This is a genomic window from Flavobacterium sp. LAR06 (assembly GCF_041946075.1).
GTDB lineage: Bacteria > Bacteroidota > Bacteroidia > Flavobacteriales > Flavobacteriaceae > Flavobacterium.
In genome coordinates, this window is the sequence record NZ_JAUTYT010000004.1 from 310586 (window position 1) to 326990 (window position 16405).

15 protein-coding genes are annotated in these 16405 nt (G+C 32.5%); 4 read left to right on the forward strand and 11 right to left on the reverse strand.

Translation table 11 applies throughout. From position 1 onward, the window contains the following. Window position 1: 1 nt before the first annotated feature. Complete coding sequence (locus Q7C23_RS08240) at window positions 2-634, forward strand: hypothetical protein (protein ID WP_375032057.1); 633 nt, start codon at window positions 2-4, stop codon at window positions 632-634. Window positions 635-742: 108 nt separating this feature from the next. Here the strand turns inward: Q7C23_RS08240 and Q7C23_RS08245 are convergent, their stop codons facing one another. Together Q7C23_RS08245 and Q7C23_RS08250 are read right to left on the reverse strand one after the other, a co-directional pair. Then, window positions 743-1567: a lysophospholipid acyltransferase family protein gene (locus Q7C23_RS08245; RefSeq protein ID WP_375032058.1), complete on the reverse strand. Its 825-nt coding sequence runs from the start codon at window positions 1565-1567 to the stop codon at window positions 743-745. Window positions 1568-1692: 125 nt separating this feature from the next. After that, window positions 1693-2343 (reverse strand): NUDIX hydrolase, encoded by a 651-nt coding sequence (locus Q7C23_RS08250; protein WP_375032059.1) that lies wholly within the window; start codon window positions 2341-2343, stop codon window positions 1693-1695. Window positions 2344-2435: 92 nt separating this feature from the next. On the opposite strand from Q7C23_RS08250, the gene Q7C23_RS08255 reads away from it, so the two are divergent. After that, complete coding sequence (locus Q7C23_RS08255) at window positions 2436-2870, forward strand: DUF4268 domain-containing protein (protein WP_375032060.1); 435 nt, start codon at window positions 2436-2438, stop codon at window positions 2868-2870. A 106-nt stretch (window positions 2871-2976) separates the two neighbouring features. Here the strand turns inward: Q7C23_RS08255 and Q7C23_RS08260 are convergent, their stop codons facing one another. Genes Q7C23_RS08260 through mnmA form a run of 4 tightly spaced genes read right to left on the reverse strand, consistent with a single transcriptional unit; the run spans window position 2977 to window position 7202 of the window. Continuing rightward, a complete protein-coding gene (locus Q7C23_RS08260) occupies window positions 2977-3387 on the reverse strand; it encodes a hypothetical protein (protein WP_375032061.1) in 411 nt (136 codons plus the stop codon). 20 nt (window positions 3388-3407) lie between these two features. Beyond that, complete coding sequence (locus tag Q7C23_RS08265) at window positions 3408-4352, reverse strand: NAD(P)H-dependent flavin oxidoreductase (RefSeq protein ID WP_375032062.1); 945 nt, start codon at window positions 4350-4352, stop codon at window positions 3408-3410. Window positions 4353-4364: 12 nt separating this feature from the next. Then, window positions 4365-5969 (reverse strand): S8 family serine peptidase, encoded by a 1605-nt coding sequence (locus Q7C23_RS08270; protein ID WP_375032063.1) that lies wholly within the window; start codon window positions 5967-5969, stop codon window positions 4365-4367. Window positions 5970-6014: 45 nt separating this feature from the next. Next, complete coding sequence (gene mnmA / locus Q7C23_RS08275) at window positions 6015-7202, reverse strand: tRNA 2-thiouridine(34) synthase MnmA (RefSeq protein ID WP_375032064.1); 1188 nt, start codon at window positions 7200-7202, stop codon at window positions 6015-6017. 143 nt (window positions 7203-7345) lie between these two features. On the opposite strand from mnmA, the gene Q7C23_RS08280 reads away from it, so the two are divergent. Further along, window positions 7346-9223 carry a PEP/pyruvate-binding domain-containing protein gene (locus tag Q7C23_RS08280; RefSeq protein WP_375032065.1) on the forward strand — a complete coding sequence of 626 codons (1878 nt, stop codon included), beginning with the start codon at window positions 7346-7348 and terminating at the stop codon, window positions 9221-9223. On the opposite strand, the gene Q7C23_RS08285 is transcribed toward Q7C23_RS08280, so the two are convergent. Continuing rightward, window positions 9224-9781: a DUF4956 domain-containing protein gene (locus tag Q7C23_RS08285; protein ID WP_375032066.1), complete on the reverse strand. Its 558-nt coding sequence runs from the start codon at window positions 9779-9781 to the stop codon at window positions 9224-9226. Window positions 9782-9910: 129 nt separating this feature from the next. After that, on the reverse strand, window positions 9911-10615 hold the full coding sequence (locus Q7C23_RS08290) for a toxin-antitoxin system YwqK family antitoxin (protein ID WP_375032067.1): 705 nt from the start codon (window positions 10613-10615) through the stop codon (window positions 9911-9913). Between the two features lie 307 nt (window positions 10616-10922). Here Q7C23_RS08290 and Q7C23_RS08295 point away from each other — a divergent pair, with 307 nt between their 5' ends. Further along, window positions 10923-11900 (forward strand): fasciclin domain-containing protein, encoded by a 978-nt coding sequence (locus Q7C23_RS08295; RefSeq protein WP_375032068.1) that lies wholly within the window; start codon window positions 10923-10925, stop codon window positions 11898-11900. 54 nt (window positions 11901-11954) lie between these two features. Here the strand turns inward: Q7C23_RS08295 and yidC are convergent, their stop codons facing one another. The 3 genes from yidC to Q7C23_RS08310 all read right to left on the reverse strand — a co-directional run bounded on the left by yidC (window position 11955) and on the right by Q7C23_RS08310 (window position 16317). Beyond that, the gene (yidC, locus tag Q7C23_RS08300) at window positions 11955-13865 is read right to left on the reverse strand and encodes a membrane protein insertase YidC (protein ID WP_375032069.1); all 1911 of its coding nucleotides are present in this window, start codon (window positions 13863-13865) and stop codon (window positions 11955-11957) included. A gap of 82 nt (window positions 13866-13947) precedes the next feature. Beyond that, window positions 13948-15561: a CTP synthase gene (locus tag Q7C23_RS08305; protein WP_375032070.1), complete on the reverse strand. Its 1614-nt coding sequence runs from the start codon at window positions 15559-15561 to the stop codon at window positions 13948-13950. Window positions 15562-16080: 519 nt separating this feature from the next. Beyond that, window positions 16081-16317, reverse strand: a complete 237-nt coding sequence (locus Q7C23_RS08310; protein WP_155100644.1) for a DUF3820 family protein — start codon at window positions 16315-16317, stop codon at window positions 16081-16083. Window positions 16318-16405: the final 88 nt, after the last annotated feature.

Below are 16405 nucleotides of genomic sequence, written 5' to 3' on the forward strand. Positions count from 1 at the left end.
TATGAAAGAACTGGATTTATTAAAAAAAGACTGGAAAAAGAACTCGGATTCTTTTCAACAAATTTCTGAACAGGAAATCTACAAAATGATTCACAAAAAATCATCTTCTATTGTGAAGTGGATTTTGATAATCAGTATTTTGGAGATTTCGTTTTGGACTTTTTCAAACTTATTCCTTAATACTGATGATGCTTTGCAAAAAATCAATCATCCGGAAATTGTCAATGCACTTGAATATCTGACTTACCTAAATTATTTAGTAGGATTGATTTTCGTATTTATTTTCTATAAAAACTACACCACAATTTCAACAACTGTTGCCACCAAATCACTAATGAGTGCTATTTTAAGAACTCGAAAAACCGTGCAGTACTATGTTTGGTATAACTTGGGAATGATTGTTATAATAGCTATATTAAGCTTCTTTGTCGCTTTTGTATATAATCCTGATATGGCTTTTATAAGAGAAAAATTAGCTGCAAATGGCAGAGCTATGTTTATAACTTTTGGGATAGCATTATTAGTTTCCTGCGCCTTTTTTGGGCTCTTCTGGTGTTTTTACCGCTTACTTTACGGAACGCTATTGCGAAGATTATATGCTAATTATAAAGAGTTGAAAAAAATTGATTTTTAAAAAAGGCACAAAGGTTCAGAGAGGCAAAGGTTCAAAGGCTTCTTTTAAGCATCTTAAGAAAAACTAACTTCCTAAGTTTTCATCAAACCTGATAAATTATTTATAAATCTAATTTTCATTTTCCTTATAACTCCATCTTCTCATTTCGTTAAGTTCTTCCTCTGCCTTAATTACTTCGGCTGGAATAACTTTTAAGAATGACGGATGTTGTTCGATAGCATATTCAACTTTTTCTACAATTTCTTCAATAGTATCGTTTTCATAATCAATATCAAGAGGTTCTTTGATTATAAAAGATTGTAGAATCCCTTTTTTCTTCATTCGTAATCCTTTTTTGTCAAATGAGCGACGGAAACCGTCAATAACAATCGGAATTACAATTGGCTTATGCTGTTTGATAATATGAGCTGTTCCTTTACGAACTGGCTTAAAAGACTTTGTAGTTCCTTGCGGAAAAGTAATTACCCAACCATCTTCAAGTGCAATTCTAATATTTTCAGTATCATTTGGATTTACCTCACGTTTTTCAGTAACATCAACACCTTTAGCGCGCCATGTTCTTTCTACTGTAATAGCACCAACGTAAGCCAAAATTCTTGGTAATAAACCCGCTTGCATCGTCTCTTTTGCAGCAACATAGTAGATATTCATTTTGGGTTGCCATAAGTAACCAATATTCTTAATAGTATCCTGACGTCCGCTTAAACTTGCGTTAAAGACATGAAACATTGCTACAACGTCAGCAAAATAGGTTTGGTGATTCGAAATAAACAACACATTATTATCCGGCAAAGTTTTAATAATTTCGGATCCTTCAATCTGCAATTCATTAAAACCTCTGTATCTGCGGTGCGTCATAGAGCCCAAGATTCGGATTAACCATTTCTTGATGAATAATATATGTCCAAAAGGATTTCGTTTAAACAATCCCATAAGTGCTTATTGTATTTTTTTGTTAGGTCGCAAACATACAAAAATTATTCTTTTAGCAATACTAATAAGCAATTTCGGAAATAAATTGTTATTATAATGAATATCAAATCATTAATTTTTCATTTTTACGAATTTTCCTCAAAAGTTATTTTCAGAACTTCTCTTAGTTCGCTCAATATCATCGCGGTCGCTCCCCAAACAACATGATTTTGAATATTAAATGCCGGAACTAAAACATTTGCAGCGTAAGAAGTTGACAATGTGGTTTCGATAATAATTTCATCATCCAAAAAGACGGACAACGGCAATTCTATAATATCAGCTACTTCTCTGATATCGGGAAAGAATGAAAGTTCTTCTTTGGCAATTCCCAAAAAGGGATGTACTAAAAAATTACTTGGCGGAATATACATAGGAGTAAAATGCTTAACTATTTCAATTTTTTCAGATGATACACCAACCTCTTCTTCTGTTTCTCTAAGTGCTGTTTCTTCAAAATTGACATCTGAAATTTCATATTTACCTCCTGGAAAGGCTATCTGAGAGGAATGAACGCCATTATAAGCATTCCGAACAATTAAAACCAAATGTGTTTCCTCATTTTTAGGATAAAACAACATCATCACTGCGGCAATTCTTGGAGTTTTGGTTGCTATATCAAAATTTTTAAGTTCTTCAATGCGTCCTTTTGGAGCCATCTTTATGTGGGCCAAAGTAGCCGGCAATTCAACTGGAATTAAATTAGGAACATATTGTAAAAAATCTTGAAAATCCATATTCAAAGTTTATTTTTGTATTTTCAAATAAAATATAAATATAGTCCAGAAAACGCGGTTTTACAAGTTTTCCGGAACCAAAGCCTATAAAAATGTACAGTAAAGAAGAATCACAAAAAATAAAAAGAGAATTTTGGGTGGCTTTCGCCGAGAAATATCCACGCAAATGGGTTCTTTATGACACTAAAATAAAAGACTTTTCTTTTAAATTTTTCGTTGATAACAAAAAAGCTCAGGTTTTAATTGATATCGAACACAGGAGTGACGAAAAAAGAACAGCTTATTTTGAAAAAATAGAAGCTTTAAAAAATATTCTCGAAGAAGAATTTGTTAAGGATTTAGTTTACGAGAAAAATTACACCTTAGAAAGTGGTAAAACTATTAGCCGAATCTGGGTTGAAAAAACAGGATTAGGCTTTAGCAACCGAAATAATTGGGATGCTATTTTTGATTTCTTTAATGAGAAAATGCATTCTCTTGAAATGTTTTATTTAGAGTATGATGAGTTTATTAAGGATATAGAGTAATTCCGAAAGCCCTAAAATACCGATTTAAAAAACATTTAATAACAAGCCCGATCCGGTTTTGAAAACTATCGGGTTTTCTATTTCAGGTAAAGCGCTGTGAAGATAGCTATACACTAGACAGATTATAAACAATAATATGATCGTCATAGTTAATGTAAAGCTGTTTGCGATACTCTTGCTTTTTACGTGTAATGATAGACAACTTACACTCTCGCCCATCATTATCTTTACACATAAAAGAATAAACGACATCAGTATCGTTCTCTTCTCTTTCAATATAACTTAAAATATTAAAAAGTTGAATTTCCTGCGAATAAACTACAATTCGATGTTTGTTAGTATCCAGAATTACCGATAAATTCACTAAATCAAGATTCGACCAATCGCCCCATTTTCCTCTTTCGTTTTTTTCTAAAACACTAAATCCCGATGTTTTAAACTGATAAGACTGGCTTTGAACCTGTTGCAGACCAAATGCCAGAAAAAGTAATAGTATGTAGGTTCGTAATGAATTCATATTGTATTTCTTGGGGATAATTAAAACTCAAATTTAGCCTTTTCTTTGGCTGCCACCTCAAATTCACTCATCATTTGTTGAATAATTTGTTCAACAGGCAAAATTTCGTGAATGAGTCCGGCAATTTGTCCAATTTCAAGTTCTCCTTCATCAAGGTCACCTTCAAACATTCCTTTTTTGGCTCTGGCACGACCTAAAAGCTGTACTAAATCTTCTTTCGAAGGGCATTTTTCATACAATTCCTGAACATCCTGATAAAACTTATTTTTAACCAATCGAACCGGGGCTAACTCCTTTAAAGTTAATTGTGTATCTCCTTCTTTTACTTTAACTATTGTTTCTTTGAAATTATTGTGCGCAGAAGATTCTATTGATGCTGCAAAACGGCTTCCAACCTGAACGCCATCAGCACCCAAAATCATTGTAGCCAACATGCCTCTTCCTGTAGCAATTCCACCAGCGGCAATAATCGGAATCTGAATTTTTTCTTTCACCATCGGAATCAGAGTCAATGTTGTAGTTTCATCACGACCGTTGTGTCCGCCAGCCTCAAAACCTTCTGCAACAATAGCATCTACTCCTGCTTCCTGCGCTTTTAAGGCAAAAACACTACTACTTACTACATGAACTACTGTAATTCCTTTTTCCTTAAGAAAAGAAGTCCAGGTTTTAGGATTTCCTGCCGAAGTAAAAACGATTTTCACGCCCTCTTCGACCACGATATTTATAATTTCTTCAAGATTTGGATATAACATCGGAATATTAACGCCAAAAGGTTTATCAGTCGCTTTTTTACATTTCTGAATGTGCTCTCTTAATACTTCGGGATACATTGAACCAGCACCAATTAAACCTAAGCCTCCTGAGTTACTTACTGCAGAGGCGAGTTTATAACCGCTGTTCCAGATCATTCCGCCTTGAATTATTGGGTATTTTATATTGAAGAGTTGGGTAATTTTATTCATACAGGCAGGTTCTTATTGTTTGATTATCTTTCCGGTTTTATGCAAACCTTCGGCGTCAAAAGTATAGAAATAAAGTCCACTATTTAATGCTTCGACAGAAAGAATTGGGTTTTGATTTGTAATTTGTTTTTCGATTAATTTTTGCCCCAAAACGGAGTAAATTGAGACTGATGCTTCATAATTTTCACTTGAAAAAGAAAAAGAAACAAAAGTTTTAGCTGGATTCGGAAACATTGAAAAATCAGAAGAAGCCAGAAAATTTTCAACTCCTAAAGTAGATCCAAAATTCGGAATCCCATATCCGTAATCATTATTTGGATTGGCATATCGATCCGAAATCTCCAAAAGTATTTGCCTAATTTCCTTATTTGTTTTCGTTGGAAAAGCTTGCCATAAACATGCAATCATTCCAGCCATTACCGGACATGAAAATGAAGTTCCGTTAGAAGTTCCGATCGTACCCGAAGCATTAGAAACAACAGTAGCGGTCCCCTGGGCCATCACATCAGGTTTTATTCGATTATCGAAACTAGGGCCAATCGAACTGAAATTAGATTTTATTTTTGCTGAATCAACAGAACCAACTGTTATAACTGAAACCGCATCGGCCGGCGCTCCAATATGAGGTTCAGCTGTTCTTCCTTCATTTCCTGCTGAAGCTACCACGATTATTCCTTTACTGAAAGCGATTTCTGCGCCACGAGAAATGAAATTGGTACTGCCATTCATATCACTGTAAGTATGACTATAATTGGCATTATCAAATTCAAAATATCCCAATGAAGTAGTGATAATATCTACTCCTAAACTATCTGCTCTTTCAGCCGCTTCTACCCAAAGCGATTCTTCAACCGGGTTCTCAGAAGCATCATTTTCTGTTATAAATAAGTAATATGAAGCATCAGGAGCTGTACCCACTAATGCATTTTCTTTATAACCACCCATAGTCGAGAGTACTAAAGTTCCGTGATCATCTCCTGTATAAAAATTGGCATTTCGGTTAACAAAATCATAACCACCCAAAATTTGATTTTTGGTTTGCAAATTTTGAAAAGGCTGTGCTATGTTTACACCCGGAAAACCAGCATCTAAAACTGCAATAATTTTTCCGGTGCCAGTATAATTTTGCTTGTGTAAAGCTTGCCCGTTCAACATTTGTATTTGACTTGCAGAATTTCCGTAAGCATAATCAATAGTAGTTTTCAGTTTGTCGTTTGTCTGAGATTCTTTATGCACTGAAACCTTTTTAGCTGTTGTATTTAATGCCTTATTCGCAAATGAAACTTTATCAACAAATGAAAATGATTTAAGTGCCAAAATATTAGCTTGAGTTCCTCGGATATGAAGTGCATTTAACCATTTTGACTTTGCCATAATGGTAATTCCTGAACTTGCATTTATTTGACTGATATAGCTTTTTTCTATAGGAACGTCACTATCAGCCAGAGGAATACTCTGATTCGTTCTTCGATCTAAAGAACGCTGAGTTAGCATATCTAAAGGCTTATCTAGAAATACTTGCGAACTTGGTTTATCTTTAAAATAAACCCATGCGTCTTCTTGCGAAAACATCGCAGAAAAAATAAACAATAAAACAAACGTAAAATAGTATTTCATAGTATACTTTTTTTAGAGGAAAAACCTCCGTAAAAAAGTATAAAGCTAAGAAATTACTCCCGAACCAACTAATTCATCATCGAAATACCAGGCAACAAACTGACCTTCAGTAATAGCAGATTGTGGTTCATCAAAATGAACGTACATTCCATCTTCAAACTGAAGCAAAGTCGCTTTTTGCAGAGGCTGACGGTAACGAATTCTTGCCATCACTTCCATTGTTTCACCAGCTTTTAAGGCTAAATCTGTGCGAATCCAATGCACTTCAGATTTTTCAATAAATAAAGCTTTTTTGAATAATCCCGGATGATTGCTCGTTAAGCCTGTATAAATAGTATTGGTTTCAACATCAGTTGCAATAATAAACAACGGATCTGTTGTTCCACCAACGTTCAACCCTTTTCTTTGTCCAATGGTAAAATAATGAGCACCCTGATGTTTTCCAACTACTTTCCCCATTGTTGGAAGATAAGCACGTTTTTGAGCTTCTAATTTTAACTCCTCTTCTAATGATAAACCAACTGGTTTTTCTATATTGTAGATTGGGTCATTTTTATCAATCTGAACAATTTTACCTTCTTTAGGCTGCAATTTTTGTTGCAAAAATTCCGGTAAACGTACTTTTCCAATAAAACATAATCCTTGAGAATCTTTCTTTTCAGCGGTTACCAAATCCATTTCGGCAGCGATTTCACGCACTTCCGGTTTAGTTAAAGCACCAATTGGAAATAAAGCTTTTGCCAATTGCTCTTGTGATAATTGACATAAAAAGTAGGATTGATCTTTATTATTGTCAGCTCCGGCAATCAATTGATAGACTGGCTTTCCATCTACTTCAATTTCACTTTTTTGACAATAATGTCCTGTTGCCACATAATCAGCACCAAGACTTAAGGCAATTTTCATGAAAACATCAAATTTGATTTCGCGGTTACAAAGTACATCAGGATTTGGAGTTCTCCCTTTTTCATATTCGTTGAACATATAATCAACGATTTTTTCTTTGTATTCTTCGCTTAAATCGACAGTTTGAAACGGTATTCCGAGTTTTTCAGCAACCAGTAAAGCGTCATTACTATCCTCTAACCATGGGCATTCGTTAGAAATAGTAACCGAGTCATCATGCCAGTTCTTCATAAAAAGGCCAATAACTTCGTATCCTTGTTGTTGCAATAAATAAGCTGCAACACTCGAATCTACTCCACCAGAAAGTCCAACTACTACACGTTTCATTCTAAATTGTTTATATTTTTACAAGGGTGCAAAGATAAACCATATTTTAGATAATTCTGGCAGTTTTGATTAGTTTATATAATCCCATAGTAGACAAAACCTATCGTTTTTTTTAATTACTTTTAATCATCAATAAAAATGTCATGCAAAAATTTGTTTACAGCTTTATTTTTCTCTTTCTAGTTACTTCATTGAGTGCTCAAAATTACAGCGCTACTTTGTCTAATTACGAAGCGTACAAGGCATTCAGAGGTAAACCTTTATCAGATAAATTCTCCAATATCGAATCCGTAAAAATTGTTTATGATCTGAAATCTAAAAAAATGTATTATTTCAATAGTACATTAATTTCTCATCATTATGACTTTGTAACCAACTATTTAAGTTATGACCAAGAAGTAGATGTTTTTAATAAAGAAAATTATAGCGATACAGAAAAGGACAGGACCTATTTATTAGGAAATCTAAATCACATCAAAGGAACTGAGAAATGGATTTTTGAATTAGCAGCTTCAGATCGTATGCCCATTCCGTTAATTGAGATTTTTTATAATTTAATTTTAAAATCCAGTTTTATTGGCCCCGATTTAAAATTTTATTTGAATAATCTTGAAAAAATGGAATGGTTTCAACAAAATAAATTCAAAATTCCGTGTGTAAAATCAGATTACATTTTTAATGATATCACCTATCAGGAAGTCGTTTCAGGAAGCACTGTTGGCGTTCTAAAACAATACAAAATAAAGGATTTGGAAAAGGTTCAGCCAAACCGAGATGAAATCATAATTTTGGATGGAACACCAGATATTTTACCCGATGTAAGAGGAATTATTGTGAATGAACTACAAACACCATTAAGTCATTTGGTTCTTTTAGGTAAAAACAGAAAAATTCCGATTATGGCCTATACTACTGTTTTGAAGGACAATAATATCCAAAAAATAATTTCAAAGAAGGTAGAATTAAAAATTGAAATTGATACTTTTTACATCAAAGAAACCACTAAAAAAATAGTACAAAAAAGCATTTCAAAAAAGAAGTTATTGGTTGTTGACAATAGTGTTACAGATTTAGTTGATCTGAATTCAATTCCGAAAAAAGGCGTCAATTTTATAGGTTCAAAAGCACAGAATATGGCTTACCTGATTGCTATAGCAAAAGAAATCTCTTTTAAAACACCGGAAGATGCTCATGCCATTCCGTTTTATTTCTATACACAACATATTCAGAAAAAATCAATTTCATCTTTAATTAATGAGCTTTTGACTAATCAACACAAAGATTCTACAGTCTGGATCAATCATCAATTAAAAAAGATTCGCGACGCCATAAAAAAAGAACCAATTGATCCTAATTTAATTGAAAAACTAAATGAAACTTTTAAAAATGCAGCTTTTAAAAATTTCAGATTCAGATCGTCAACCAATGCTGAAGATTTAGATGATTTTAATGGCGCTGGTCTTTACGATTCCAAAACCGGGATTTTAGGTGATAGCATAAAAACATTCGAAAAAGCAATCAAACAAGTATGGACAAGCGTGTGGAATGAAGGATCATATACTGAAAGAGAACTTTTCGGAATCGATCAGCAAAGTATTGCCATGGGTGTTTTGGTGCATCGATCTTTTCCTGATGAAATAGCCAATGGTGTCATCATTACCCAAAATATCTTCAGAAAAAATTTTCCCGGTATTACCGTTAATATTCAAAAGGGAGAAAATTCAGTTGTTAAGCCTGAAAAAGGAGAAATATGCGAACAATTTACTGCGTATTATTTACCAACCCAAACTAAAGATGAAGAGTTTAATGTCGATTATACATCAAATTCCAATCTGAACAATAATGAGCCTTTGTTAAGCAGAAAAGAAATGATCAGATTGAATCTTGTCAGTCAAAAAATCGAAACTCAAATGAATCGGTACTGGAAAAAGAACAGATTAAATCCGGTTGATATTGAATTTAAAATTGTTGGAGAAAATCGTGATTTATATATTAAGCAGGTCCGTCCTTTTAACGAATAATCAATAGAAAACCTGCAAATCTATTTCATTCGAAACTGTATTGATAAGGATGATTTTAAAATCAAAATCGTCAACATTTATTTTTTGTTGTACCGATTGACTAATCCTTTTGTGCTCCAATGAAAAATCTCCTTCCAAAGGAATTTTGACATCAACAACATTCAAATATTTAGAAGCTTTTTTATTTACTAAAATTGAAGCAAAAATATAAAATCCGATAATGATAACCTGAAAAAACAATAACACCTCAATTTTTTCATACGGATACATTATGTCTAAAATAGAAAGTGTGATTGTCGCAAAAAGAAAAATAATCGCATTTACGGTAAAAGACTGTGTTCTGAATCTTAGAATTGAAAAAATAGCAAATAATCCAAAACCAATCCCTACTCCAATTTCTATTTTGGTGAATAAATAGCAAAGAGAAAAAGTACAAAGACCAACAATTACCATCAATGGATTTATAGTTTCGTTATCCTTTCTGTTGGAGGAAAAATACAAAATCAAAATTGAGAAAAACAATAATAAAAACCTTCCAATAAGCTCGTTTAAATCCATTTAATCAAAGTATTAGCTAATCAAATTTAGAAAAAAGTTTGCCACGAATTCACGAATTTATAAATCAATATTTAAATTCGTGAATTCGTGGCAAAAAAATTCTTTTTACTCGAGCAATTTCGAGAACTATTATTCCATTTTAGGTTTTGAATCGGCTTTATAATTGCTTTTTGGATCGCTCATATTTACTTCTTTGGTTAACTTTCCTTTTAGGTAAAACTGCCACATTCCAACTTTCTTTCCATTTAAAAATTTTCCCTTAGAAGCCATTACTCCATCAGAATCGTAAAAAACAGCTTCTCCGTTATATTCATTATTTTTATAGGTACTTTGTTCTAGAAGCAATGCGTTTTGGCCGTATTTTTTATAAGTTCCTTCTTTTAAACCATTCTTATACGTCATTTCTTCCGCAATTTTAGAATCCGGGTAAAAAACAGATCTTACACCTTCCAGCTTTCCATTTTTATAATTTTCAAGTGTCATAACAACTTTCGAAGCTTTATGGTAATACTTCCATTCGCCTTCACGTGCTTTACCTACTTCTTTTCCCTCACTTACTTTATTTTTATTCTGATCATAAAAAATAGTGTACGAACTTCCGTCATTAGAAGTAAAATCCCGTGTTGCAACAACATCTCCTTTTTTAGTATCATCGAAAAACTTAAAAAGTCCAGTTTCTTTTCCGTGGCTAAAAGCTCCTTCATAACGCGGGCGTTTCGAAAATTCGTAAGTTCCTTTCCAAACTCCGTCTTTCTTTCCATTAGTATCAAGTTTATTGAAATCTTGTGAAAAGACAGCAGCGCTTATTAACAATAAAATCCAAAATTTTCTCATAATTCGTTTTTCTATATAACAGCAAAAATTACTTTTTAGTATTTACAAAAGTAGGATCATTTCAACATTAATTGCGCTTTTTTTAATTAAAATCAAATTTAAATTCTGTTTAACTTTTGTGACTCACAAAAAAACAAGGAAGTACAAAAAAAACAACAAAACAATTAAAAAATACTGAAAACCAACATATTAAATCCATTAAACAAAAAAGTTAAATTAATATTAAAATAAATAATTGTTTAATCTTTTTTACAAATTGTTAAACAAAATAGATAACTTAGCAATAACAAACAAAAAATCAATATTTATGAAAACAATCAAAATTAAATTAATTGCTTTATTGGCATTAATTGCTTTCGTCAGTATTTCATGTAACAATGATGATGATGATTCATCTCAACAACCCCAAACGATCGTCTCTATTGCGAAAGCAAATCCTAATCTAACCTCTTTGGTTGCGGCTCTTGAAAAAGCTGATTTGGCAACCACACTGAACACTTCCGGTTATTATACCGTTTTCGCACCTACTAATACCGCTTTTAGTGTATTTTTAACTGCCAATGGTTATGCCAATTTAAATGCAGTTCCTGTTCCCGCTCTAAAAGAAATATTATTAAATCATGTTTTAATTACGAAAGTAAAATCGACAGAAATTACCACGGGATATGTAAAGACTTTATCAAAAAGAAGTGCTTCATCTTCAAATACCATAAGTATGTATCTTGAAAAAGGCTCTGGTGTCGATATCAATGGTGGAAAAACAAATGGTGGAGCAACAGTCACTACTGCAGATGTTGAAGCATCAAACGGAATTATTCATATAGTTGACGGCGTTATCAGATTACCTACTATTGTTAATCATGCCGTAGCCAATAAAAACTTCACTACCCTTGTTGCAGCTTTAACTTTCAATCCTTCATCTGGTTTTGCAGGAATACTATCAGGAACAGCTAGTTCACCGTTTACTGTTTTTGCTCCCACAAATGCGGCTTTTACAAGTTTCTTAACTGAAACTGGATTTTCCGGACTTGCTGCTATTCCTGCGAATGTTTTAGAGACCACTTTAAAATATCATGTTGTTGCTGGAGCAAATGTACAATCAACCGCATTAACAAACGGACAAGTTGTGAGCACATTTGCCGGACAAAATTTTACAATTGGCCTAACTGGCGGAGCAAAAATTACTGATGCCAGCGACAGAGTAAGTAATATTGTTGCTACAGACGTTCAATGTGCAAATGGAATTATCCATGTAATTGATAAAGTTTTATTACCAAATTTTTAAGCACAAAAAAACCGCTGTTTTAAAATAGCGGTTTTTTTTATATGTGTAGAAATATTATTTCTTCTTATCTTGCTTTTTTGCAGCCTCTTGTTGTTCCATAACTTCCTGAAGGCGTTGTTGAAACTTACTTTGTTTTTTAGGCTCTTTTAATTTATTCTCCTGAATCTGAGCGTGAATTTTATCTGTATCAACAATATAGTTTTTGATTACAAACATAATTCCAATAGTAATTAAGTTTGAAATAAAGTTATACAAACTCAAACCAGCACCATAACTATTGAAGAAAATCAACATCATTAATGGCGAAACATAAATCATGATTTTCATCATTTTAGCCATATCCGGCATACCTTCTTGCTGAGGCGCTGCCATTTGTTGATCTCCAGATGTCATTTTCATGTAAAAGAAAATCGCAATTGCTGCCAAAATTGGGAACAAACTAATATGACTTCCATATAATGGGATATTAAATGGTAATTGTACTACTGCATCAAAAGATGATAAATCGTCTGCCCAAAGGAAACTTTTTTGTCTTAACTCAAAAGCTGATGGAAAGAACTGGAATGATGCATACATAAAAGGAAGCTGAATCAAGGCTGGAATACATCCGGCCATTGGGTTTACTCCTGCTTTGTTGTACAATTTCATTGTTTCTTGTTGTTTCTTCATTGGGTCTTTTTTAAACTTTTCTCCCAACTCTGTAATTTCAGGACGCAAAACTTTCATTTTAGCCTGTGACAAGAATGATTTATATGTAATTGGCGACATAGCCAATTTGATAATAATGGTAAAAATGATAATTGCAATTCCTAATGACAATCCAATTGTAGAGCTTAAGAATCCGAATAATGGAATGAAAATCCATTTATTAATCCATCCAAAAATTCCCCAACCTAATGGAATAATTTTTTCGAAGTTTTTATCGTATGATTTTAAAGTTTTGTAATCAGATGGTCCAAAATACCAGTGCATCTTATAATCAACTTCTCCATTAGAAAAAGCTAAAGGAACTGTCGCTCTAAATTGCTTTACAAATGTGGTGTCGATAACTTCATCTTTAATTAACGCATCAGATTGCAATTTAGATTTTTCGAATGGTTTGTCAGTTGCTAAAATAGCAGTGAAAAAGTGCTGTTTAAAAGCTATATAACTCACTTTTTCAGGAGTATCTTCTTTTCCTACACCATCACTTACTGAACTGTATTTTTCGTCACCATATTCATATTCTAACAGAGCATATCTCTTTTCAATAGAAACGCTTTTCTCGTTTCTGTAGCTTTTTAAATCCCATTGCAAATCTAATGGTTTAGAAGAATTTAAGACTTTATTTAATCCCTGAGAACGAATATCAAAACCAACTAAATAATCGTTTGCTTTTAAGATATATTTATATTCTAAAAATTCGTTTGCACCCGCTTTTAAACGCATCGTTAGAATTTGATCTGCTCCATTTTTAGTTAACGTTGGTTCAAAATATAAATCCTTAGAATTTAACGTTCTGTTATCTGTCGTTTGTAATTGAATATTTAAATTCGAATTATTATCTCTAATCAATTCTATTAACTGTCCAGAATTTTTTTCAAATCTTTTGAATTCTTTCAACTTAGCTTCAACTATATAACCACCTTTATTGGCGATTTTTAGTATCATCTTTTCGTTTTCAATAGTTGTAAAGCCTTCTTTTGCAGAAGGAAGTGTAGCTGAATAAGCAAAACCACCTAAAGTTTGTTGCAATTTTGCCAATTGAACCGTATCACCAGGTGTTGCAGCGGCAACAGGTAAAACAGCTGTTTTAGTTTTATCAGCTTTAGCCTGAGCTTCTTGCTTAGCAACTAATTCTTTCTTGGCTTTTTCAGCAGCACTTTCCTTATCTGAAGGTTGATTTTGGTACATAATCCAAATCAAAATTCCAAATATCAATACAAAACCAATGATTGAATTAAGATCAAATTTTTTTTCTTCCATTATTAATTTAAAAAAGTTATTCGTTAAAGGCTATTAGTAATGAGTTCGACTCAAACGTTACATCCCTTTAGAATATTAATTATTATTTTTTATGCGCAATAACTGCAGCAGCCACAAAGTTTACGAAAATTGGGTGCGGATTTGCAACCGTACTTTTGTATTCAGGATGGTATTGTACACCAATAAAAAATGGGTGATTTTCAAGTTCTATAATTTCTACTAACCCGGTATCAGGATTAACTCCGGAAGCAATCAAACCAGCTTTCTGCAATTCATCTTTATAAGTATTATTATACTCATAACGGTGACGGTGACGCTCTGAAATCGTTTTTTGACCGTAGATTTTATGTGCTAGTGAGTTTGGTTTAATATCACATTTCCAAGCCCCAAGACGCATTGTACCGCCTTTGTCTGTAATTGTTTTTTGCTCTTCCATCAAATTCACCACAGGATGTTTTGTTTTCTCATTCATCTCTGTAGAATTCGCTTCAGCGTAACCTAAAATATTTCTTGAATATTCGATAACAGACATTTGCATTCCTAAACAAATTCCGAAAAATGGAATATTATTTTCTCTTGCGTAACGAACCGCTTCAATTTTTCCTTCGATTCCTCTTTCACCAAAACCAGGAGCAACTAAAACTCCATCAAGAGGCCCTAATTTTTCAGCAACATTATCACTATTAATATGCTCTGAATGTATAGAAATTACATTTACTTTTGTTTCATTTGAAGCTCCAGCATGAATAAACGCCTCTAAAATAGATTTGTAACAATCCTGCATTTCTACATATTTTCCAATCAAACCGATATTAACAGTATGTTTTGGATTTTTTAATCTGCGTAAAAAAGTATTCCAGTTTTTTAAATCAGGAGCTGCTTTTTTAGGTAAATCTAATTTTTTCAAAGCCACCACATCTAATCCTTCTTCAAGCATTAAATTTGGAACTTCATATATTGTTGAAGCATCAATAGACTGAATTACAGCTTCTCTTTTTACATTACAAAATAATGCTAATTTATTACGTAATTCATCTGAAAGTTCATGCTCTGTTCTACAAACTAAAATATCAGCTTTGATACCACTTTCCATCAAAGTTTTTACAGAGTGCTGTGTCGGCTTTGTTTTTAACTCACCTGCTGCAGCCAAATAAGGAACTAATGTTAAATGAATAACAATTCCGTTATTTTCGCCCAATTCCCAAACCAACTGACGAACAGACTCGATATAAGGTAAAGACTCAATATCACCAACTGTTCCACCAATTTCAGTAATAACAATATCATAATCGCCAGATTTACCCAGCAATTGCATTCTGTCTTTGATTTCGTTTGTAATATGAGGAACAACCTGAACTGTTTTTCCTAAAAATTCCCCTCTTCTTTCTTTCTCAATAACTGAAAGATAAACTCTTCCTGTAGTAACGTTATTTGCCTGAGAAGTAGGAACATTCAAGAAACGCTCGTAGTGACCTAAATCTAAATCCGTTTCAGCACCATCATCTGTTACATAACACTCACCATGTTCGTAGGGATTTAATGTTCCCGGATCTACATTGATATACGGATCAAATTTTTGAATAGTTGTACGGTATCCTCTTCCTTGTAACAATTTTGCTAAAGATGCCGCAATAATTCCTTTTCCTAATGAAGAAGTCACACCGCCTGTAACAAAAATATATTTTGTTTGATTCATTCTGTTGTTGTTTGTATTGTAGTTGTGTAAAAAACTTGGCAAAAGTACAAATTTAATTAGATAATTTGTCAATAAGAGAATGAGATAATTTGCAAAATTTTAATTAGATCGATTACTTGGTTTTGTAATCGATAATTTTAAGGATTTATTAGTATTATTTTTGAAGAATGTATTTAAATTGAGACTAATTATTACTCTCTAATTTAATAATGATTGCAAAGTTATTTCACTTTCTTCCTAAATTATAAGTTTTACAGGAAAGTTTAAGCAAAAAAAATATTATAATTTTAAAACATCGACCTGTACACATTTATAAATTCAGTCTTGAATTCTGTGGTGCCAATTTGTTTTTAAAAATTATAATATTTTTTTGATGTGTATTATAATTTCAAAATATTGACTTGTACACATTTACAAATTCAGTCTTGAATTCTGTGGTATCAATTAGTTTTTAAAAATTATAATATTATATATATCAAACTTAAATAAAAAAAATCAAACTACCAAAGATTTTTCCTACTATTTAATTGGTTTGGGGTATTGCTTCTTAATATTTCGAATTAATTCTTCTAATCCATTAAGTTTTAATTCATAAATAAGCTGTAATTGCTGTCCTAATTCTCCATTGGGAAACCCTTTATTGTGATACCAGACCACGTAATATTCAGGTAAATCAATTAAAAAACGACCTTCGTATTTCCCGAAAGGCATTTTGGTATGAGCTAATTTTATGAGAAGTTTTTTGTCTTGTTCCATTTTTTAAAGAAGAAAGAAGCAAGAGAAAAGAATATAGATTTATTCTCTTTCTTGCTTCTTGTTGGTACAAAGCTATGATTATTTCAGT